Origin of the sequence: Streptomyces cellostaticus (assembly GCF_001513965.1) — a bacterium.
GTDB lineage: Bacteria > Actinomycetota > Actinomycetes > Streptomycetales > Streptomycetaceae > Streptomyces > Streptomyces cellostaticus.
Genome location: NZ_KQ948032.1, coordinates 104,040 through 124,306 on the forward strand (window position 1 = coordinate 104,040; position 20,267 = coordinate 124,306).

The 20,267-nt window shown below is 69.4% G+C and carries 19 protein-coding genes; 6 read left to right on the forward strand and 13 right to left on the reverse strand.

Annotation, left to right across the window (positions count from 1 at the left end):
* Positions 1-8: 8 nt before the first annotated feature.
* From cutA to AQI88_RS28635, 3 genes are all read right to left on the reverse strand, one after another.
* Positions 9-341, reverse strand: a complete 333-nt coding sequence (gene cutA, locus AQI88_RS28630) for a divalent-cation tolerance protein CutA (protein WP_208615927.1) — start codon at positions 339-341, stop codon at positions 9-11.
* A gap of 433 nt (positions 342-774) precedes the next feature.
* Positions 775-906, reverse strand: a complete 132-nt coding sequence (locus AQI88_RS48575; protein ID WP_279616577.1) for a hypothetical protein — start codon at positions 904-906, stop codon at positions 775-777.
* A gap of 436 nt (positions 907-1,342) precedes the next feature.
* Entirely contained in the window at positions 1,343-1,870 is a 528-nt protein-coding gene (locus AQI88_RS28635) for a YbjN domain-containing protein (RefSeq protein WP_067004635.1), read from the reverse strand.
* A gap of 147 nt (positions 1,871-2,017) precedes the next feature.
* Between AQI88_RS28635 and AQI88_RS46110 the strand changes: the two genes are divergently transcribed.
* Positions 2,018-2,158 carry a hypothetical protein gene (locus AQI88_RS46110; RefSeq protein ID WP_159050411.1) on the forward strand — a complete coding sequence of 47 codons (141 nt, stop codon included), beginning with the start codon at positions 2,018-2,020 and terminating at the stop codon, positions 2,156-2,158.
* 45 nt (positions 2,159-2,203) lie between these two features.
* Here the strand turns inward: AQI88_RS46110 and clpB are convergent, their stop codons facing one another.
* The gene (gene clpB / locus AQI88_RS28640) at positions 2,204-4,801 is read right to left on the reverse strand and encodes an ATP-dependent chaperone ClpB (protein ID WP_067004637.1); all 2,598 of its coding nucleotides are present in this window, start codon (positions 4,799-4,801) and stop codon (positions 2,204-2,206) included.
* Between the two features lie 166 nt (positions 4,802-4,967).
* Here clpB and AQI88_RS28645 point away from each other — a divergent pair, with 166 nt between their 5' ends.
* Positions 4,968-5,381, forward strand: coding sequence for a pyridoxamine 5'-phosphate oxidase family protein (locus AQI88_RS28645; RefSeq protein ID WP_067004639.1), 414 nt, complete (start codon positions 4,968-4,970; stop codon positions 5,379-5,381).
* 156 nt (positions 5,382-5,537) lie between these two features.
* Here the strand turns inward: AQI88_RS28645 and AQI88_RS28650 are convergent, their stop codons facing one another.
* Positions 5,538-5,873, reverse strand: a complete 336-nt coding sequence (locus AQI88_RS28650) for a Rieske (2Fe-2S) protein (RefSeq protein WP_067004641.1) — start codon at positions 5,871-5,873, stop codon at positions 5,538-5,540.
* 297 nt (positions 5,874-6,170) lie between these two features.
* Between AQI88_RS28650 and AQI88_RS28660 the strand changes: the two genes are divergently transcribed.
* From AQI88_RS28660 to AQI88_RS28670, 3 genes are read left to right on the forward strand one after another with little or no spacing between them, the layout of a single operon-like run.
* Entirely contained in the window at positions 6,171-7,181 is a 1,011-nt protein-coding gene (locus AQI88_RS28660) for a helix-turn-helix transcriptional regulator (protein ID WP_079057853.1), read from the forward strand.
* A 59-nt stretch (positions 7,182-7,240) separates the two neighbouring features.
* Positions 7,241-8,248: a helix-turn-helix transcriptional regulator gene (locus tag AQI88_RS28665; RefSeq protein ID WP_067004647.1), complete on the forward strand. Its 1,008-nt coding sequence runs from the start codon at positions 7,241-7,243 to the stop codon at positions 8,246-8,248.
* Positions 8,245-9,225, forward strand: a complete 981-nt coding sequence (locus tag AQI88_RS28670; RefSeq protein WP_067004649.1) for a helix-turn-helix transcriptional regulator — start codon at positions 8,245-8,247, stop codon at positions 9,223-9,225. The genes AQI88_RS28665 and AQI88_RS28670 overlap by 4 nt, the downstream gene beginning before the upstream one ends.
* Here AQI88_RS28670 and AQI88_RS28675 read toward each other — a convergent pair.
* The 7 genes from AQI88_RS28675 to AQI88_RS28705 all read right to left on the reverse strand — a co-directional run bounded on the left by AQI88_RS28675 (position 9,188) and on the right by AQI88_RS28705 (position 17,396).
* Positions 9,188-10,240: a helix-turn-helix transcriptional regulator gene (locus AQI88_RS28675; protein WP_067004651.1), complete on the reverse strand. Its 1,053-nt coding sequence runs from the start codon at positions 10,238-10,240 to the stop codon at positions 9,188-9,190. The genes AQI88_RS28670 and AQI88_RS28675 overlap by 38 nt on opposite strands.
* Before the next feature lie 436 nt (positions 10,241-10,676).
* Positions 10,677-11,783: a sugar ABC transporter substrate-binding protein gene (locus tag AQI88_RS28680; protein ID WP_067004653.1), complete on the reverse strand. Its 1,107-nt coding sequence runs from the start codon at positions 11,781-11,783 to the stop codon at positions 10,677-10,679.
* 316 nt (positions 11,784-12,099) lie between these two features.
* Positions 12,100-12,555 (reverse strand): heat shock protein transcriptional repressor HspR, encoded by a 456-nt coding sequence (locus tag AQI88_RS28685; protein WP_067004655.1) that lies wholly within the window; start codon positions 12,553-12,555, stop codon positions 12,100-12,102.
* An 8-nt stretch (positions 12,556-12,563) separates the two neighbouring features.
* Entirely contained in the window at positions 12,564-13,733 is a 1,170-nt protein-coding gene (dnaJ, locus tag AQI88_RS28690; RefSeq protein ID WP_067004657.1) for a molecular chaperone DnaJ, read from the reverse strand.
* Positions 13,734-13,769: 36 nt separating this feature from the next.
* A complete protein-coding gene (gene grpE / locus AQI88_RS28695) occupies positions 13,770-14,432 on the reverse strand; it encodes a nucleotide exchange factor GrpE (RefSeq protein WP_067004659.1) in 663 nt (220 codons plus the stop codon).
* Entirely contained in the window at positions 14,429-16,273 is a 1,845-nt protein-coding gene (gene dnaK, locus AQI88_RS28700) for a molecular chaperone DnaK (protein WP_067004661.1), read from the reverse strand. The genes grpE and dnaK overlap by 4 nt, the downstream gene beginning before the upstream one ends.
* 94 nt (positions 16,274-16,367) lie before the next feature.
* Positions 16,368-17,396 carry an MraY family glycosyltransferase gene (locus tag AQI88_RS28705; protein ID WP_067004663.1) on the reverse strand — a complete coding sequence of 343 codons (1,029 nt, stop codon included), beginning with the start codon at positions 17,394-17,396 and terminating at the stop codon, positions 16,368-16,370.
* A gap of 193 nt (positions 17,397-17,589) precedes the next feature.
* On the opposite strand from AQI88_RS28705, the gene AQI88_RS28710 reads away from it, so the two are divergent.
* Entirely contained in the window at positions 17,590-19,857 is a 2,268-nt protein-coding gene (locus AQI88_RS28710) for a (Fe-S)-binding protein (RefSeq protein WP_067004666.1), read from the forward strand.
* A gap of 82 nt (positions 19,858-19,939) precedes the next feature.
* Here AQI88_RS28710 and AQI88_RS28715 read toward each other — a convergent pair whose 3' ends face one another.
* Complete coding sequence (locus AQI88_RS28715) at positions 19,940-20,266, reverse strand: antibiotic biosynthesis monooxygenase family protein (protein WP_067004668.1); 327 nt, start codon at positions 20,264-20,266, stop codon at positions 19,940-19,942.
* Position 20,267 lies beyond the last annotated feature (1 nt).

The following is a 20,267-nucleotide window of genomic DNA, read 5'->3' on the forward strand; positions in this document are numbered from 1 at the left end:
CTACGGGGCTACTCGGAGGCATGCGTCCCGACGACCGAGTCGACCCACCGCAGGCATGCATCCGACCCGGCCACGATGGGCACTGCAACCAACTCCGGGTTCTTCCAAGGGTGATGTTCCAAGAGATGCCGCTCCAGTTCGGCATACCGGTCCATCCGGGTCTTCAGCAGGAGTCGCCACTCCTCACCGGTCCCGAACTCACCCTCGTGCCAGAAGGCCGAGACCACGGGACCGACGATCTGCGCTCCCGCAGCAAGCCGTCCGGACACCACCGACCGGGCCAGCTCTACGGCCTGCTCATGGGTCTCCGTCGCCGTCGACACCTGCACATAGTCAGCCATACCGACGACCCTATCCCCCTTGTCCCTGGGTCTGTTGCTCTTGCCGAGCACCGGGGCCCTCCAGCGTGGGAGCCGCCTGCCTGCGAGGTGCCCCGCATCTCGGCTGTTCTCTGTTGCGAAACTGCGAGCGGTGCCTGAAGCGGACCTCAAGGTCGAGGAGAAGGACATGAGGGCACGCCCGGAGCAACGGGGCCCATAACAATGCCCGACCTGATGGGGACGAACGCCGAGAAGGCCGAGGAACAGTTGGAGAAGCTCGGCGTGCCGGAGAGCCGGATCAAGCTGCGGTCGGATGACGGGCACCACGTGGTGGTGCTGGTGCCATCGAACTGGGACGTGCAAGCCGACGTGGCGCGAGCGTCACCACGGCCACCTGCTCTAGTCATGCCGTACGGCGGCTGCGGCGGATGCCAATGCTCCGGTACAGGGAGGTTCAAGCGATCACGACATTGAAGGCTGGGAAGATCTTCGGCTGCACGTCGGCGATTCCGAGTTCTCGCAGGATCGAACCGATGATCTCGCCGAACTGGTTGAACGACTCCTCCGAGCCCCAGAGGTCCGCCACAAACCAACCGGTCGTGGGGCGCAGCCGGGCTCGCGCACGCGGCCCGCAAGGTGTACCGGCGTCGCGGCCGGGTTTCCCACAGGCTGTGGACGAACCTCGCCCCCGCACGCCTGGAGTGGACGGCGTACGTGCTGCGGATCAGCCGCCGGAAGGATGACCTGCTGGGCGAGTACTTGGATGTGCAGCGGCTGTGGGGGGGGGCGGGCGGTTCGGCCTCGGGAACGGGTCGCCGCAGATCGCGCTCGGCAGCTCCGGCCTCTTCGAGTCCAAGCCCCGCTTCCCGCTGCTACTGCCGCCGGCCCGGGCCCTGGTCCGCACGGCGAGAGCCCGGCCCTGGCACGCGACCGCGATGGTCGCCGCCCTGGCCGAGCTCAGCTATGCCTACGACGCGTACCTGGTCGTGATCGCGCACGCGCCTCTGCAGATCCTGCCGGGGCTACTCCTCGTCGTCGCCCGGCTCCGCCCCGTCGACCTCCTGCTCAAGGCCGAGCTGCTCCACCAGCCACCGGTCGAACTCGATCGCGGCCCGCACCCAGCTGACCGTGGAGGAGACGAAGTGGTTGATGTCGACACCGGTGCCGATCAGCATCTGGGCCTCGCCGATGAGGCGGACGGTGCCGTCGTCGTGGGTGTGGGTGTACACCTTGGGCCACAGGGTGCGGCGGTTCCAGTCGTCGATGGACTCCAGCAGCTGCGGCTTCTCGTCGATCTGGTGGGGGCGGTCGTAGAAGGTCCGCACCGAGAAGACCGTCTGATCGGCCTCCCCGCGGAACATGAAGTACGTGCGGAACTGCTCCCACGGCGCCGCGAGGTCACCCTCCTCGTCGACGACGTACTTCAGCTCCATCTGGTCGAGGAGCTGCTTCACGAGGTCCTGATCCGGGACGACGGGGCCGGCCGGTCCCTGGTGCTCGGGCTCGGGCTGGCCCCCGAAGTTCGGAATCGAGGACGGGTCGATGCTCACCGTGATTTTCCCTTCGTACGGTTGCCGCCATCCTCCCCCATGCGGGGAGGGGGGTGGCAAGCCAGGCGGGCCTGTCGGGCGCGGGCTCGCACGATCCGGTCACAGTGGCGTGACCGTGCCATGACCAGTGGACGGAATGATCGCGGCATGAGCATGAGGAGAGAGGTGCGGTGGCTGTTGTGGGGGCTGTGGCTGGCGTGTCTGGTGTTCGCCGTGTGGTTCATCGTGGTGGCGGTCATGTTCGCCGTCCGGGACATGCCCTTCGACTGCTGGATGGAGAGCTGCTGACCGCCCGCCGGCCGGTGACGTCCGGTGGGCGGTCGGCCGTACCGCTTACAGCGTCTTCCCGGTCGCCGGTCCCACGATCAGGCCCTCGCCGAAGCGGTCCACGCGGACCGTGTCGCCGTCCTTGATCTCGCCGGAGAGGATCTCCTTGGCGAGGCGGTCGCCGATGGCGGTCTGCACGAGGCGGCGCAGCGGGCGAGCGCCGTACGCCGGGTCCAGGCCCTCCTCGGCGAGCCAGGCCAGCGCCTCGGGCGTGATGTCCAGCGTGAGCCGGCGCTCGGCCAGCCGCCTGGCCAGGCGCTCGAGCTGGAGCTGTGCGATCCGCTCCAGCTCGGGCTTGGTCAGCGCCGAGAAGACCACCAGGTCGTCCAGCCGGTTGAGGAACTCGGGCTTGAAGGAGGCCCGGACCACCTCCAGCACCTGCTCCTTCTTCTCCGCCTCGCTGGTGACCGGGTCGACCAGGAACTGGCTGCCCAGGTTGGAGGTGAGCACCAGGATGGCGTTGCGGAAGTCGACCGTGCGGCCCTGGCCGTCCGTCAGGCGGCCGTCGTCCAGCACCTGGAGGAGGATGTCGAAGACCTCGGGGTGGGCCTTCTCGACCTCGTCCAGGAGTACGACGCTGTAGGGCTTGCGGCGCACGGCCTCGGTCAGCTGGCCACCCTCCTCGTAGCCGACGTAGCCGGGAGGCGCGCCGACCAGCCGGGCCACGCTGTGCTTCTCGCTGTACTCCGACATGTCGATGCGGACCATGGCCCGCTCGTCGTCGAAGAGGAAGTCGGCCAGCGCCTTGGCGAGTTCGGTCTTGCCGACACCGGTCGGGCCGAGGAAGAGGAAGGACCCGGTGGGCCGGTCGGGGTCGGCGATACCGGCGCGCGAGCGTCGTACGGCATCGCTCACCGCCCGTACGGCCTCGCTCTGGCCGATGAGCCGCTTGCCCAGCTCGTCCTCCATGCGCAGCAGCTTCTGCGTCTCGCCCTCCATGAGGCGCCCGGCGGGGATGCCGGTCCAGGCGGCGACGACGTCGGCGATGTCGTCGGAGCCGACCTCGTCCTTGACCATGGTGTCCCTGGCGACCTCCTCCTCGGCCTCGGAGGCGGCCTCCAACTCCTTCTCCAGCTGCGGGATCTCGCCGTACAGCAGCTTGGCCGCGGTGTCGAAGTCGCCGTCGCGCTGGGCGCGTTCGGCCTGGCCGCGCAGCTCGTCCAGCTTCTCCTTCAGCTCGCCGACCCGGTTGAGGGACTGCTTCTCCTTCTCCCAGCGGGCGGTCAGGCCGCGCAGCTCCTCCTCCTTGTCGGCGAGGTCGCGGCGCAGCTTCTCCAGGCGTTCGAGGGAGGCCGGGTCGGTCTCCTTGGCGATCGCCAGCTCCTCCATCTTCAACCGGTCGACGGAGCGCTGGAGTTCGTCGATCTCGACCGGGGACGAGTCGATCTCCATGCGCAGGCGGGACGCCGCCTCGTCGACCAGGTCGATGGCCTTGTCGGGCAGGAAGCGGGAGGTGATGTAGCGGTCGGAGAGGGTGGCGGCCGCGACCAGTGCGCTGTCGGCGATCTGGACCTTGTGGTGGGCCTCGTAACGGCCCTTGAGGCCGCGCAGGATGGCGATGGTGTCCTCGACCGTCGGCTCGGCGACCAGCACCTGCTGGAAGCGCCGCTCCAGGGCGGGGTCCTTCTCGATCCGCTCCCGGTACTCGTCCAGCGTGGTCGCGCCGACCATGCGCAGCTCGCCGCGGGCCAGCATCGGCTTGAGCATGTTGCCCGCGTCCATGGCGGAGTCCCCGCCCGCACCGGCGCCCACCACGGTGTGCAACTCGTCGATGAACGTGATGATCTGCCCGTCGGAGCCCTTGATCTCGGCGAGCACGGCCTTCAGCCGCTCCTCGAACTCACCGCGGTACTTGGCCCCGGCCACCATCGCGCCGAGGTCGAGGGAGACCAGCCGCTTGTCCTTCAGGGACTCCGGCACGTCCCCCTTCACGATCCGCTGGGCGAGCCCCTCGACCACGGCGGTCTTGCCGACGCCCGGCTCACCGATGAGGACCGGGTTGTTCTTCGTACGGCGGGACAACACCTGGACGACGCGCCGGATCTCCTGGTCCCGCCCGATGACGGGGTCGAGCCGGCCCTCGCGGGCGGCGGCGGTGAAGTCGGTGCCGAACTTCTCCAGGGCCTTGTACTGGCCCTCGGGGTCGGCAGTGGTCACGCGGCGTCCTCCCCTGGCCTTCCGGAAGGCCTCCTCGAGCTTCTTCGCGTCGGCGCCCTGCTTCTGGAGCACCTCTGCGGCCGCGCCGCCCTTCGCGGCGATGCCGATGAGCAGGTGCTCGGTGGACAGGTACTCGTCGCCGAGTGCCTTCGCCCGCTCGCCGGCGTCGGCGATGACGGCGAGCAGCTCGCGGCTCGGCTGCGGGGGCGCGACGGTGGAGCCGGTCACGCTGGGCAGCCCGGCCAGCACCCGCTCGGCGCCCGATCGTACGGCAGCCTGGTCGGCCTCGACGGCGGCGAGCAGGTCGGTGATGTTCTCGTTCTCCTGCCCGGCGAGCAGCGCGAGCAGCAGGTGAGCTGGCGTGAGGTCGGGGTGCCCCCCGGTCACGGCCCGGTTGCTGGCCGCGTTGATCGCGTCCCGGCTCCTGTTGGTCAGCTCGGCGTCCACGTGTCCGTTCTCCTCCTCGGCGTCGGCTCGTCGGCCGTGTCTCTCGCATGTCTCGCACTGCTGACTCGACACACTGCTGACTTGACCAACGTACACAAAGTTGAGTCTATTCCACTCAAGGCTGGCCTCGCAGGATTCTGCGGCTAGGTTTCGACCCATGACTCCCATGACCGCGTACTCCGTGGACCCGGCCGCCCCGGACGAGCCCTACCTCGCCTTCTGGCGGGAGCGGCATCTGTGCACGCTGACGACCCTGCGCCCCGACGGCAGCCCGCATGTGGTGCCGGTCGGGGTGACCTACGACCCCGAGGCGGGGCTGGCGAGGGTGATCACCAACAGGACGAGCGCGAAGGTGTCCCACGTCCTTGCGGCCGGGCCCGGGGGCGCTCGGGTCGCGGTGTGCCAGGTGGACGGCCGGCGCTGGGCCACGCTGGAGGGCCGGGCGCGGGTGCGCACCGAGCCGGAGCGGGTGGCGGAGGCGGAGCGGCGGTACGCCGAGCGGTACCACCGGGAACCCGCGGAGAACCCCTCGCGCGTGGTGATCGAGATCGCACTGGAGCGGGCGCTCGGAAAGGGCTGAAGCGGGGCGGTCAACCGGCTGGTTTCAGCCACGTGAGAGCGCTCCCATAACCCGAAATGTCGGCACAAACTGCAGCGGCGTCACCGTGTTCAGGTCACGGTGACGCCGCTGCGGGGGGAAGCACCTGAGCGATTTTTTTACGACGGGGGAATCGCGTCAGGCACTGCGGGGGGTGGCCGAGATGGTCCTCACGTCCGGGATCTCCGGCTCCGCAAGCCGGTGGTCCCTTTGGTCCAGATTCACAAAGATCATGCCGTACCGGATGGCACACCGCACCGGCTGTGGCGCCCCGCGGGGCTTGCGCAGGCACCGGTACGCGCGCACGTCCTCGTCGTCGTCCCGGGTGACGACGACCGGCTCGCCGAACACGGTCACCATCAACGAGTCACCGCTGTGGGGGATGGCGGTGACCAGGTCGATGAAGTGCCAGCCCGAGCGGTAGGCAGTGGCCATTTCGCGTCGGAAGGAGCGGTCGTCCGGAGGTGTCGTCATGTCAGGACCAGACACTGTCGCCGGGGGTGGCCACGACGTCGTGGTCAGCAGGCGCGCCGGCCCTCACCACTGACCACGTGCTGTCCTGCGCCCGCGCGTCGTCCTTCGCAGTGGAGAGGCCATTCAGCGTGCCGAAGGCCACAACGGCTGAGAAGGCGGCGACAAGCACCGAGCGAAGCATTCTCTTACACATAGTCGGCTTCGTCCTCACTTGAAGGTCCCCTCTTCCCCCGTCGAATAAGACGATGGCTCATTCAGGCACGTCATGACCACACAATCAGTGCATCATGTTCCTGCATGTTCAGGACCCTGGGGGGTGGAGATTTGACAATAAATCCGACAGAAGCGACACATCCCCACGCCGTCACTGAACTGTGCGAGGAGGGAAGGCTTCTCTACGCCAACGCACTTCGCTCCGGGCGTGTCGCCCGCGCGGACGTGGAGGCCGCTCCCTGCCTGATGGAGTTCGCCCTCCTGCACCCCGATCCGGACGACGCGAACTGGCTCCGCCCCGTTCCCCCCTCGGTGGCCCTGGCCCAGCGGCTCAATCCGCTCGAACGCGAAATCTCCGAGCGCAGGCGCATCTCCCTGGAGATCGCCGACATCTTCGAACCCTTCCTGTCTCTTTCCCCGCAGGGCGCCGCCCCCACCCACGCGATCACCGTGCTGGAGGGCCTCGACCGGATCAACGCGGCCCTGGACCTGGCCACGGACCAGTGCCGGAACGAGATGCTGACCGTCCAGCCCAGCGCCCGGCACCCCGAACGCAGGGTCATCGAAGGCCTGGAACGCGACAAGACCCTGATCGAGCGTGGCGTCCGGATCCGGACCCTCTACCAGCACACCGCCCGGTACAGCCCCGAACGGCTCGCCTACGTGGATCAGTTCGCCAACGGCAAGGCGGAGTACCGCACCATCGACGAACTGGTCGAGCGTCTCATCATCTGCGACGAGACCGTCGCCTTCATCCCGATACGGGACGACCGGCAGGTCGCCCTGGAACTGCGTCACCCCGGGCTCGTCAGCTACCTGATCAAGGTCTTCGAGTTCATGTGGAGCCGCGCGGTCCCGCTGAGCGCCGGCAGCCCCTACGAGACCGCCCCCGACGGCATCACGGACATCCAGCACTCCATCGCCAAGCTCCTGGTGGAGGGCCACGTGGACGAGGCCATCGCCCGCCGTCTGGGCATGAACGTCCGCACCTGCCGGGCCCACATCGCCAAGCTCGCCCAGGCTCTCGGCAGCGGCAGCCGGGCCCAGCTCGGATTTCTCATAGCCAAGTCCGGAATCCTGAAGCAGGAGCCCTGAATCGCAGGGGGAGAGCCACCGTGACTGCACGAGCAGGCGGAGGAGGAGGTGGCGGCCAAGTGACGGCGGCGCCGCACCGGGACCACGGAGCCGAAGAGCTGTGCACCGCCGGAGTGCACTTGTACGCCCAGGCCCTGAGGGACGGTCACCTGCTCGCCGACGAGGCCGGCCAGGCCCCCTGCCTGACCGGCTTCGGCCTGCTGCACCCGGCCCCCGACGACCCCGCCCGCCTCGAACCCGTCGCCCCAGCCGCCGCCCTGAACCGGCTGCTGCGCGGCTCCCGGGCCCGGGTCGCGGACGAGTACCGGCGCGAGGAACAGCTGGTGGAGCAGCTCGAGCCGCTGCTGCGGACGGACTGGCCGCAGGCCACCGGCACCGGCGCCGGCACTCCGCTGCTGCGCCTGCACCGCGGCTCCCAGCGCATCAACCAGGCCCTCACCGAGGTGATGGAGGAGACGTACCAGGAGGTCCTGTGCGTCCAGCCGCACTTCCCCGGCCTCTCCGGTCCGCGCGGCGAAGCCGTCCGCGAGTTCGCCGCCCGTCGCGACCAGGCACTGCTCGACCGCGGCGGCCGTATCCGGACCCTCTACCAGCACACGGTGGTCCACCTGCCGGCCATCCACGCCTACAACGAACGGCTCGACGGTGACACCGAGGCCCGCTGCCTGGACGAGCTGACCGACCGGCTCATCGTCATGGACCGGCGGGTGGCGTTCATCCCGGCCGACGACGAGGGCACGCTCGCGCTGGAGGTACGCCATCCCGCGCTGGTCGGCTACTTCGCGACCACGTTCGACCGGCTGTGGCGGCTGGCCACCCCCACGTACCCGGAACCGGTCCGCCGCCCCACCCTGAACGGCGTCACCCCGCGCCAGCGCGCCATCGCCGCCCTCCTCGTGGAGGGCCACACCGACGCCGTCATCGCCGACCGCCTCGGCATGAACGTCCGCACCGCCCGCGACCACATCGCCCGGCTCGCGGCCACCCTGGGCAGTGAGAGCAGGGCCCAACTCGGTTACCTGATCGCGAGGTCCGGGTCGCTCGAAGCAGAGGAGGCGGGCGGGTGAGCCACTGCGAGCACGAGATCGAGGAGCTGTGCGAGGCGGGCGCCAAGCGGTACGAACAGGCCCTGCGGGACGGCTCCCTGCGGGCCGAGGACGCGGCGGACGCCCCCTGCCTGACCGCCCTCGGGCTGCTGCACCCGGCCCTCGACGACCTCGAACGCCTCGAACCCGTCGCCCCCGCCGCCCTGTTGAACCACCTCCTGCGCGGCTCGCGCGCCCGCATCGCCGAGGAACGCCGCCGCGAGGACCGCCTGGTGGCGCTGTTCGAGCCCCTGCTGCAGGCCGCGACGGAGCCCGGCACCCACACCGACACCCCCACCCTGCGGATCCTCAGCGGCACCGAACGCATCAACAGCGCCATCGGCGACGCCATGGCCGAGGCGGACCAGGAAGTGCTCTGCGTCCAGCCCAGAATCCACTACAACGACGAGCGCGGCCGGGTCGCGCAGACGGTCGCCAGGGAGCGCGACCAGGCACTGCTCGACCGGGGCGGCCGTCTGCGCACCCTCTACCAGCACACCCAGCGCCATGTGCCGCTCGTCCTCGCCCAGTACGACGAGCTGCGCGGGGACGCGGAGGCGCGCACCCTGGACGAGGTGCCGGACCGGCTCATCCTGGTCGACCGCACGGTGGCGTTCATCCCCGCCGGGGACGACGGCCGGCTCGCCCTGGAGGTGCGCCACCCGGCGCTGATCCGGTTCTTCGCGACGGCCTTCGACCGGCTGTGGCGCCTCGCCGTCCCCATGTACCCGCAGGCCGTCCGGCGCCCCACCCTGAACGGCATCACCCCCCGCGGGCGCGCCATCGCCGCCCTTCTCGTGGAGGGCCACACCGACGCCGTCATCGCCGACCGCCTGGGCATGAACATCCGCACCGCCCGCGTCCACATCGCCAAGCTCGCCGCCACCCTCGGCAGCGAGAGCCGCACCCAGCTCGGCTATCTCATCGCCCGGTCGGGGATTCTTGATCAGGAACCCTGAGCACGGCGGGCGCGGCCTGCGGGCCGGTGTGCGGGGGCTCGTCCAGGCCCACCTGGGCGATGCGCACGCCCAGTTGGGTACGGCTCGCCGCGCCGAGGGTGTCCGACAGACGGGCGATGTGGGCCCGGCAGGTACGGACGCTGATGCCGAGCCGCTCGGCGATCACCGCGTCCTGGTGGCCCTCCGCGAGCAGCGCGGCGATGGCCCGCTCGCGGTGCGAGATGCCCTCGATGCCGCTGTCGGGGAGGGAAGCGGTCAGCGGCAGCGCCAGGCGCCACAGCCGTTCGAAGACCGTGACCAGGTATGCGACCAGAGCCGGGTGGCGCAGCTCCAGGGCCATCGTGCGCTCGGTGTTGGCGGGGATGAAGGCGACCGTGCGGTCGAACAGGATCAGCCGGTCCGGCACCTCGTCCAGGGTGCGCGCCTCGACCGCGTCACCCATCAGCTCCAGGTAGTTGAGCAGCCCCTGCCCGTGCCGGGCCACGTGCGTGTACAGGGCGCGCATGTGCACGCCCCGGCCGCGCAGGTCCAGCGCCCGGTGCAGTCCCTCGGTCAGCTCGTCCTCCCGCCGGATGCCGCCGGGCTGCACGATCAGCACCTCGGTGGTGCATGCCTCGGTCGCCTCGTCCATCGCGGCCTGGATGCGGGAGAGCCCGTCCAGCACCCGGATGGCCGTGCCCTCGCCCGGTGCCGACAGCGCCTGCAACCGGCTGCCGAGACCGGCGTACCAGTCGAAGGCGGCCACCGCCGAGCCCACCCGCCGCTGGCTCTCCTTGACCTCGTCGTAGACCCCGCGCAGCAGCCGGGTCATCACCTCCTGCGGGGAGGTGGGCACCAGCCAGTCCATGTCGTCGGGGTCGGGGTGCAGCAGGGCCAGGTCCAGCAGGCAGGGCACTGCCTCCGCGTCCGTGCGCGGCACCCGTCCCCGGCGTACGGCCCGGGAATACACGCGGTCCCCGGCCCCGCACAGCCGGTCGGCACCGTGTGGATGCTCCTCCGTTCCGTGCCCGGCCATCGCCCATTCCACCCCCGGCTTGCTGCCACTTCCGCAGCGCAACTATGCGCGGCCCGGACCGGGTCCGCAACACGGCTCGCTGGGCCGCGGGGGCCAAAAACCGGCGCTATGACCTGTTTTGGTACCGGCTCCGCCCGTCGCATTGCAACAAGATGATGGTGGTGGCGCGCACGTCACGGGGGCATCGTTGGTCCCGCTTCCCCCAGGTGCTCCAGCACCTGGAGCGGCCCTGGCCGGACACCCCCCGTTCGGCCGGGGCCGATGTATCGCGCCCACGGGGGTGGCGCGATGCGAGAGGGCCGCTCGGCACGTGACGCGGCGACGGTCGAATACCCGCCGACGGTCGCCGCGTCTCGTGCCGACCTCGGGCACGCCTGTCCCGCACGCGCGGGTGACGTCCGCTCCCGCGCCGCGGTTGACCGGGCCGCGCCGCCCGCTACCTCAGGCCGATCGCCGCGCAGGCCGCCTTGTACTTGGCGGTGCAGATCTCTCCGACGGTGTAGATCCCGTCCGAGATGACGGTGTCCTTGATCTTGCTCTTGGTCAGGGCGCTCACCTGGACCAGCTTGGACGGGATGTCCTTGTCGGTGGGGCTGTCCACCTTGTCCTGGGTGAGGGCGTCGAACTGGATGTCCTTGCCCTGCACCTTGGTGACGGCCATCTGGGCGGCGGCCTCGGCCTCGTCCGGGTAGGACTTGTAGACGCTCATGTACTGCTCACCGGCGACGACCCGCTGCACCGCGTCCAGTTCGGAGTCCTGACCGGTGATCGGGGGCAGCTTGGTGACACCGGCCGCCTCCAGGGCCTTGATGACGCCGCCGGCCATGCCGTCGTTGGCGGCGTAGACCGCGGCGATGTTGTTCTTGCCGATCTTGCTGATCGCCTCGGTCATCTCGGCCTGGGCGTTCTCCGGCTTCCAGTCCTTGGTGTCGAAGCTCGCCGCGATGTCCACCTTGCCGTTCAGCTCGGAGAGCGCGCCCTGCTTGAACTGCTTGGCGTTCGGGTCGGTGGGCGAGCCGTTCACCATGACGACCTTGTCGGAGGTGTCGACGTTCGACCCCAGCGCCTCCAGCACCGAACGGCCCTGCACCTCGCCGACCAGCTCGTTGTCGAAGGAGATGTAGGCGTCGATCGGACCCTCGGCCAGCCGGTCGTAGGCGATGACCGGAATGCCCGCGTCCTTGGCCTTCTTCACCTCGCCGGCGATGGCGTGCGAGTCGACCGCGTCGAGCAGGATGATGTCGACCTTGTCGTCGATCATCTGCTGCAACTGGCCGGCCTGCCGGGCGGCGTCCGCGTTGGCGTTGGCGTACTCGACCTTGCCCCGCTTGTTGGTCAGGTCGGAGACCTTGCTCTTGATGATGGGGTAGTCGAACTTGTCGTAGCGGGTGTTCGCCTTCTCCGGCAGCAGCAGCCCGATGGTGACGTCGTCGCCCTTCGTCGGGCTCGCGCTCGCGCCGTCCCCCGTCGCGTTCAGCACGCCGCAGCCGGCGAGCGAGAGGGTCATCGTGGACGCGGCCACGGATATGGCGATACGGCGCATTCGGGGGCTCACTTCAGGTGCGTTCCGGACGTGGGTGCTGCTTTACGACCCAGGTGTCTGAAAAGACAACGCGGAGCCGCCACCCGGCGTCAAGGAGAACTACTTAACGAGTGCGCAACAGCACGCTCCGCTGCACCTGTGAAGAAAAATCGGAACCCCCTCCAAACACCCTTTACGGACCCTCCATCCAAGAGAAGTTCAAGGAAGGGCAAAGATACGGCCGGGTCCTGCCACCGCGTCCGGACCCGGACGCGCCGCAGGGGCCCGGCGGTTCCCATGAACCTCCGGGCCCCTGCGGGCTCTGCTCAGACGCTGTTCAGTCCTGCTGCTGCCGCTTGGGCCGCCACACCACCAGCGCGCTGGTCTGCTGCACCTCCTGGTACGGAACCAGGTCGCGGCGGTAGGAGGCGTGGACGGCGGCCTCGCGCTGCTGCATCGCGGCCGCCGCGCCGTCCAGGGCCGCCCCCAGCTCCGCGACGCGGGACTGGAGCGCGGCGACCTGGTTCTCCAGTTCGATGATGCGCTTGATTCCGGCCAGGTTGATGCCCTCGTCCTGCGACAGCGCCTGCACCTGGCGGAGCAGTTCGATGTCGCGGGCCGAGTAGCGACGGCCCCGCCCGGCGGTGCGGTCCGGGGAGACCAGACCGAGGCGGTCGTACTGGCGCAGCGTCTGCGGGTGGAGTCCGGAGAGCTGGGCCGCCACCGAGATGACGTAGACCGGGGTCTCCTCGGTCAGTTCATAGGGATTCCGTCGACGGCCTGAAGTGTCCATGGCAGCTCTCAATCTCCCTTCGCGGCCTCGAACAGCTCCGCCCGCGGGTCCTCGCCCGCGGTCGCCTCGCGATACGCCTCCAGTGCGTCACGAGCCTTCCCCGCCACGTCCTTCGGGACACTCACCTCGACGGTGACCAGCAGATCGCCGCGGGTGCCGTCCTTGCGGACCGCGCCCTTGCCCCGGGCGCGCATGGTGCGGCCGTTGGGCGTGCCGGGCGGCAGCTTCAGGGTGACGGCCGGACCACCGAGGGTCGGGACCCGCACCTCGCCGCCGAGGGCCGCCTCCGCGAACGTCACCGGCACGGTGACGGTGAGGTTGTCGCCCTTGCGCCCGAACACCGGGTGCTCGCCGACGTGGACCATCACATACAGGTCGCCCGCCGGTCCGCCCCGCTCGCCGGGCGCGCCCTTGCCGCGCAGCCGGATCCGCTGCCCGTCGGTCACCCCGGCCGGGATACGGACCTGCATGGTGCGCGACGACTTGGCGCGGCCGCTGCCCTTGCACTCCAGGCAGGGGTGCTCGGCGATCAGACCGCGGCCCTTGCAGTCGGGGCACGGGTCGGTGAGCGAGAACCCGCCGCCCGAGCCCCGCGCGACCTGCCCGGTGCCGACGCAGGTCGGGCACACCCGCGGTGTGCCGTTCTTGTCGCCGGTGCCCGAGCAGGCCTTGCAGGGCGCCTGGGAGGACATCCTGAGGGGCACCGTGGCGCCCTCGATGGCCTCCGTGAAGCTCAGCGTGACCTCGGACTCGATGTCCTGGCCGCGCCGGGGCTGGGTGCGGGTGCCCGTGCCGCCGCCGCGGTTGAACAGGCCCCCGAAGACGTCACCGAGTCCGCCGCCGAAGCCTCCGCTCTGGGCGGTGCCTCCTCCTCCGAAGAGGTCGCCCAGGTCGAAGTTGTAGGAGCCGCCGGCGCCCGGCCCGGGGCGGAAGCCGCCGTTGCCGAACAGGGCGCGTGCCTCGTCGTACTCCTTGCGCTTCTTCGGGTCGCCGAGGATGTCGTTCGCCTCGGAGATCTCCTTGAAGCGCTCCTCCGCCTTGGCGTTGCCCTTGTTGGCGTCCGGGTGGAACTCGCGGGCGAGCTTCCGGTACGCCTTCTTGATCTCGGCCTCGGTGGCGTCCTTGGGGACGCCGAGGACCTTGTAGAAGTCCTTCTCGATGAAGTCCTTGGTGCTCATCCCCGACGTCCCTCCTCCCTGTCTTCAGTGATTACGTCAGCCCTCCTCCGGGCCACCGTTCTCCTTGTCGTCGGCGGCGCCGGTCGCCGGGCTCTCCTCGGCGTCCTCGGCCTTGACGGTCTGCGCGCCGGGCTGGGGTTCGGCGACGGCCACCCGCGCGGGGCGGATGGTGCGCTCGCCGATGCGATACCCGGGCTGCAGGATGGCCACGCACGTCGTCTCGGTGACGTCGGGCGCGTAGCTGTGCATCAGCGCCTCGTGGATCGTCGGGTCGAAGGGCTCGCCCTCCTTGCCGAACTGCTGCAGGCCCATCTTGGCTGCGACGGTCTCCAGCGACTCGGCCACCGACTTGAAGCCGCCGACCAGTTCGCCGTGTTCCCGCGCGCGGCCGATGTCGTCGAGCACGGGCAGGAGCTCGGTCAGGAGGTTCGCGATGGCGATCTCCCGGACCGCGACCCGGTCGCGCTCGACTCGGCGGCGGTAGTTCTGGTACTCGGCCTGGAGCCGCTGGAGGTCCAGCGTGCGCTCGTTCAGTGCCGTGCGCACCTGGTCCAGCTGGGCCACCAGGCCCACATCTGCTGCTACGTCCCCGGCCGGGGCCGCCCCCTCCTCGGGGGCGGCCTTCGACTCGGCGTCGTCGGAGGTGGCGCCGGAGGGGACGTCGGGCTTCTCCTCGAAGCCCGGGGTCTCCTCCGTCACGCGGCACCGTCCTTGCGCTCGTCGTCCACGATCTCGGCGTCCACGACGTCGTCGTCGGCCTTGGGGGCCTCGGCGCCGGCGGACGCGCCGCCCGCGGCCTGGGCACCCTGGGCGTCGGCGTACATGGCCTGGCCCAGCTTCTGCGAGACGGCCGCGACCTTCTCGGTGGCGGTGCGGATCTCGGCGGTGTCCTCGCCCTTGAGCGCGGCCTTCAGCTCCTCGACGGACGCCTCGACCTCGGTCTTGATCTCGCCCGGGACCTTGTCCTCGTTGTCCTTGAGGAACTTCTCGGTCTGGTAGACCAGCTGCTCGCCCTGGTTGCGGGTCTCGGCGGCCTCGCGGCGGCGGTGGTCCTCCTCCGCGTACTGCTCGGCCTCCTGGCGCATCCGGTCGACCTCGTCCTTCGGCAGCGAGGAGCCGCCGGTGACGGTCATCTTCTGCTCCTTGCCCGTGCCGAGGTCCTTGGCCGTGACGTGCATGATTCCGTTGGCGTCGATGTCGAACGCGACCTCGATCTGCGGGACACCGCGCGGCGCCGGCGGCAGACCGGTCAGCTCGAACATGCCGAGCTTCTTGTTGTACGCCGCGATCTCGCGCTCGCCCTGGTAGACCTGGATCTGCACGGACGGCTGGTTGTCCTCGGCGGTGGTGAAGATCTCGGACCGCTTGGTCGGGATCGTCGTGTTCCGCTCGATGAGCTTGGTCATGATGCCGCCCTTGGTCTCGATGCCGAGGGACAGCGGGGTGACGTCGAGGAGCAGGACGTCCTTGACCTCACCCTTGAGGACACCGGCCTGCAGGGCGGCGCCGATGGCGACGACCTCGTCCGGGTTGACGCCCTTGTTGGCGTCCTTGCCGCCGGTCAGCTCCTTGACGAGCTCGGCCACGGCGGGCATACGGGTGGAGCCACCGACGAGGACGACGTGGTCGATCTCGTTGATGGAGATGCCGGCGTCCTTGATGACGTTGTGGAACGGCGTCTTGCAGCGCTCCAGCAGGTCGGCCGTCAGCTGCTGGAACTGAGCCCGGGTGAGCTTCTCGTCCAGGTGCAGCGGGCCCTCGGCGGACGCGGTGATGTAGGGCAGGTTGATCGAGGTCTCCGTGGAGGAGGACAGCTCGATCTTGGCCTTCTCGGCGGCCTCACGCAGGCGCTGGAGGGCCATCTTGTCCTTGGACAGGTCCACGCCGTGGCCGGACTGGAACTGCTTGACCAGGTAGTCCACGACGCGCTGGTCCCAGTCGTCACCACCGAGGTGGTTGTCACCGTTGGTGGCCTTCACCTCGACCACGCCGTCGCCGATCTCCAGCAGCGAGACGTCGAAGGTGCCGCCACCGAGGTCGAAGACCAGGATGGTCTGGTCGTCCTTGTCCAGGCCGTAGGCGAGCGCGGCCGCGGTCGGCTCGTTGACGATGCGCAGGACGTTCAGACCGGCGATCTCGCCGGCCTCCTTCGTCGCCTGGCGCTCGGAGTCGTTGAAGTAGGCCGGGACGGTGATGACCGCGTCCGTGACCTTCTCGCCCAGGTAGGCCTCGGCGTCGCGCTTCAGCTTCTGCAGGATGAAGGCGCTCATCTGCTGCGGGTTGAAGTTCTTCCCGTCGAGCTCGATCTTCCAGTCCGTGCCCATGTGACGCTTCACGGAGCGGATGGTCCGGTCCACGTTCGTGACCGCCTGGCGCTTGGCGACCTCGCCGACGAGCACCTCACCGTTCTTGGCGAAGGCGACGACGGACGGCGTGGTCCTGGCGCCCTCGGCGTTGGTGATGACGGTGGGCTCGCCGCCCTCCAGAACGCTGACGACGGAGTTAGTCGTGCCCAGGTCGATGCCGACCGCACGTGCCATGGTTGATTCCTCCAGCTGACTTGAGTGGAACAGGCTCAAGTGTGCACGAGGAGGTTCGCTCGGTCAACAGACCTGAGTCAGCAGGACTCAACTCTTATCCGTTCCTTACACGCAACTGCCCTCTGACCTGCGTGGATGTGTCCCTGCGACGCGGCTGAGGCAGTTGAACAGGCACCCGAAAGAGTACGAGCGCGGCGAAGAGCACCCCTCCGGCCACCCACAGCACGGCCCCCTCCCCCGTCCACCCGGTGTGCACGAGCACCCCCACGAGCACCGCGGAGAAGGAAGCGGCGCCCAGCAGCACGACGGCACCCTGGGGCGTGAGCCCGAGCCGCCGCAGCCGGTGTGCGAGGTGGTCCGGGCCGCGCCGGAGCAGCGGCCGGCGGGCCGTGCTGCGCGCGAGGAGCACGAGCAGGAAGTCGGCGGCGGCGACGGCGCCGAGACAGAACAGCACGCCTGTGGTGGGCCCCAGCGCGTACCCCGCGCGCGTGAAGACGGCGGCCGAGGAGAGCAGAAACCCCGTGAACAGCGACCCGGAGGCCCCGAGCCCCACCCGCGCGGGATGCCAGTTGTGCATCAGGAAGCCGGTGAGGGCGGCGGCGAACACGCTGAGCAGCACGGCGAGCCCGTCCATCACCTCGGCGGCGGCGACGGCCCCCGCCCCGAAGGCGGTGATCACCCCGACCGTTCCGGCCAGCCCGTCGGCATGGTCGAGCCCCTTGAAGGCGAGCGAGGCGAAGACGATCCAGCCGATGGCCAGGATCCCGCCCCAGAAGCCCGTCTCGTCGTACGGCACGACACAGGCCGCCGCCACGGCCGTACCGGCGACCAGGACCCGCGCCCGCAGCCGCCACACGTCGGCGACCAGCCCCAGCAGGGCGACGGCCGCGCCGGCCACGAGCAGCTCGCCGACCCCGTCGCCGAGCGGAGCGACCTTCGTCCACTCCCCCGCCCAGGCGACCAGACAGGTGACAGCCACGACGGCCACCCCTCCGAGCACCGGCAGAGGCCGCTGCCGCCGCCGGTCGAGAATCCCCGCACGCAGAGCGGGCACCCGGAGCAGCGCCGCGAGCACGGCGGTGAGGAGAAGGGCGGCGGAGGCCGCGGCGATCCCGTATAGCACGGCTCTAAGTTAGGCGCGAATGTAGCAATTCGGTACGAATAACACGATCAGATCGCCTGTCGGCTCAGGCTCCCCTCAGCGACCCAGATCACCTCGCTCCTGGCTACAGTGCGAGGAAGGATGCAGGTAGTCTCAGACGGACTGCATAAGTTACCGCTTAGTAATCTCCCTCGCAGGCCCGAGGAGCCCCGAAATGCAACTCGCCGCGATCATCGTGTCGCTGGTTCTGATCGTGGTCGGCGTGGCCCTGTTCGCCCGCGCCCTCCTCCAGATCTACACCTTCATGCGGCTCGGCCAGAACGTGCCCGCAGGCACCCGCACCGACGAGCCCGTACAGCGCACCGTCACCGTGGCCAAGGAGTTCCTCGGCCATACCCGGATGAACCGCTGGGGGATCGTCGGCGTCGCGCACTGGTTCGTGGCGGTCGGCTTCTTCTCGCTGCTGCTGACGATCGTCAACGCCATCGGCCAGCTGTTCCAGGCCGACTGGATCCTGCCGGTCATCGGTGACTGGGCGCCGTACAACGTCTTCGTCGAGTTCCTCGGCACCATGACGGCGCTCGGCATCCTGACCCTGATCGTGATCCGGCAGCTGAGCAAGCCGAACAAGCCGGGCCGCAAGTCCCGCTTCGCCGGCTCCAACTTCGGCCAGGCGTACTTCGTCGAGGCCGTCATCCTCATCGTCGGCGTCTGCATCTTCATGCTGCACGCGCTGGAGGGCGCCCAGCACCACGTGGACGGCTACGAGGCCTCGTTCTTCATCTCGTACCCGGTGGTGGCGTGGTTCAGGGGCATGGACGTCTCCACGCTCCAGAACCTCACGTACTTCTTCGCGGGCCTGAAGATCGCGACCTCCTTCATCTGGATGATCACGGTCGCCCTGAAGACCGACATGGGCGTCGCCTGGCACCGCTTCCTCGCCTTCCCGAACATCTGGTTCAAGCGGAACGCGAACGGCGAGACCTCCCTGGGCGCCCTGCTCCCGATGACCTCCGGCGGCAAGCCGATCGACTTCACCGACCCCGGTGACGACGACGTCTTCGGCGTCTCCCAGGTGGAGCAGTTCTCCTGGAAGGGCCTGCTGGACTTCTCCACGTGCACCGAGTGCGGACGCTGCCAGTCGCAGTGCCCCGCCTGGAACACCGGCAAGCCGCTCTCCCCGAAGCTGCTGATCATGTCGCTGCGGGACAACGCGCACGCCAAGGCGCCGTACCTGCTGGCCGGCGGCGGCAAGACGGTGGAGGGCGAGGAGAAGGCGAGCGAGGAGCAGCTGGCGGGCGTCCCCGCCGCCGCCCTGGCCGAGGCCGAGCGGCCCCTCATCGGCACCGCCGAGGAGAACGGCGTCATCGACCCGGACGTCCTGTGGTCCTGCACCACCTGCGGCGCCTGTGTCGAGCAGTGCCCGGTGGACATCGAGCACGTCGACCACATCGTCGACATGCGCCGCTACCAGGTGATGATCGAGTCCGCGTTCCCGTCCGAGGCGGGCACGATGCTCAAGAACCTGGAGAAGAAGGGCAACCCCTGGGGCCTGGCCAAGAAGCAGCGCCTGGAGTGGACCAAGGAGGTCGACTTCGAGGTCCCGGTCGTCGGCAAGGACATCGAGGACCTCACCGAGGTCGAGTACCTCTACTGGGTCGGCTGCGCGGGTGCCCTGGAGGACCGCGCCAAGAAGACCACCAAGGCCTTCGCCGAGCTGCTGCACATCGCGGGCGTGAAGTTCGCGATCATGGGCGGCGACGAGAAGTGCACCGGTGACTCCGCCCGCCGCCTCGGCAACGAGCCCCTGTTCCAGGAGCTCGGCATGGAGAACGTGGCCGCGCTGAACATGGCCTTCGGCGAGGACGACGAGGACGAGTCGACCAAGAAGCCGAAGTCGGCCAAGAAGATCGTCGCCACCTGCCCGCACTGCCTCAACACGCTCGGCAACGAGTACCCGCAGCTCGGCGGCGACTACGAGGTCATCCACCACACCCAGCTGCTCCAGCACCTGGTGGACGAGGGCAAGCTGATCCCGGTCACCCCGGTCGAGGGCATCATCACGTACCACGACCCGTGCTACCTGGGCCGCCACAACAAGATCTACACGCCCCCGCGCGAGATCATCGGCAAGGTCCCGGGCCTGCGCAACGAGGAGATGCACCGCCACAAGGAGCGCGGCTTCTGCTGCGGCGCCGGTGGCGCGCGGATGTGGATGGAGGAGCGGATCGGCAAGCGCATCAACAACGAGCGTGTCGATGAAGCCCTGTCGCTCAACCCCGACATCGTCTCCACCGCCTGCCCGTTCTGCCTGGTCATGCTGACCGACTCGGTCAACGGCAAGAAGAACGAGGGCAAGGCCAAGGAGTCCGTCCAGGTCGTGGACGTCGCCCAGCTGCTCCTGGACTCCGTCAGGACGCCGGTCGACCCGGCGGGCGAGACGGAGGCCGCGAGCGAGCCGGAGCCGGAGCCGGTGAAGTAACCGGCCGCCGAAAAGCCCGACGGCGCCCCCCTGACCCGCACAGGCAGGGGGGCGCCGTCGTATCCGTCAGACGCTCAGACGCTCAGGCGCCCTTCGGTCCCGCCTGCTGCACCACCTCGAAGGACCACAGGGTGGAACCGCTGGCCGCGGGCTTCGGCCGCTCGCCGCCCTCGCCGGTGCCCTGGTGCGCGGACTTCATCGGCCCCTCCATCCACGCCTGGAACGACTCGTCGTCGCGCCAGCGCGTGTAGACGAGGTAGGTGTCGGTGCCCTCGACGGGGCGCAGCAGCTCGAACCACTCGAACCCGTCGGAGTTCTCCACGGCGTGGGCCCGCGAGGCGAACCGCTTCTCCAGAACCTCCCGCTGCTCGGCGGGCACGGTCAGCACGTTGATCTTGACTACGCTCATG

Bases quoted from the DNA above. Each gene is read 5' to 3' on its own strand.
- dnaK (WP_067004661.1), bottom strand. From the start codon at position 16,273: ATGGCACGTGCGGTCGGCATCGACCTGGGCACGACTAACTCCGTCGTC.
- dnaJ (WP_067004657.1), bottom strand. From the start codon at position 13,733: ATGAGCACCAAGGACTTCATCGAGAAGGACTTCTACAAGGTCCTCGGC.
- AQI88_RS28710 (WP_067004666.1), top strand. From the start codon at position 17,590: ATGCAACTCGCCGCGATCATCGTGTCGCTGGTTCTGATCGTGGTCGGC.
- AQI88_RS46110 (WP_159050411.1), top strand. From the start codon at position 2,018: ATGAGCATGAGGAGAGAGGTGCGGTGGCTGTTGTGGGGGCTGTGGCTG.
- AQI88_RS28645 (WP_067004639.1), top strand. From the start codon at position 4,968: ATGACCGCGTACTCCGTGGACCCGGCCGCCCCGGACGAGCCCTACCTC.
- AQI88_RS28680 (WP_067004653.1), bottom strand. From the start codon at position 11,783: ATGCGCCGTATCGCCATATCCGTGGCCGCGTCCACGATGACCCTCTCG.
- AQI88_RS28685 (WP_067004655.1), bottom strand. From the start codon at position 12,555: ATGGACACTTCAGGCCGTCGACGGAATCCCTATGAACTGACCGAGGAG.
- AQI88_RS28675 (WP_067004651.1), bottom strand. From the start codon at position 10,240: ATGGCCGGGCACGGAACGGAGGAGCATCCACACGGTGCCGACCGGCTG.
- AQI88_RS28715 (WP_067004668.1), bottom strand. From the start codon at position 20,266: ATGAGCGTAGTCAAGATCAACGTGCTGACCGTGCCCGCCGAGCAGCGG.
- cutA (WP_208615927.1), bottom strand. From the start codon at position 341: ATGGCTGACTATGTGCAGGTGTCGACGGCGACGGAGACCCATGAGCAG.
- AQI88_RS28660 (WP_079057853.1), top strand. From the start codon at position 6,171: ATGTTCAGGACCCTGGGGGGTGGAGATTTGACAATAAATCCGACAGAA.
- AQI88_RS28650 (WP_067004641.1), bottom strand. From the start codon at position 5,873: ATGACGACACCTCCGGACGACCGCTCCTTCCGACGCGAAATGGCCACT.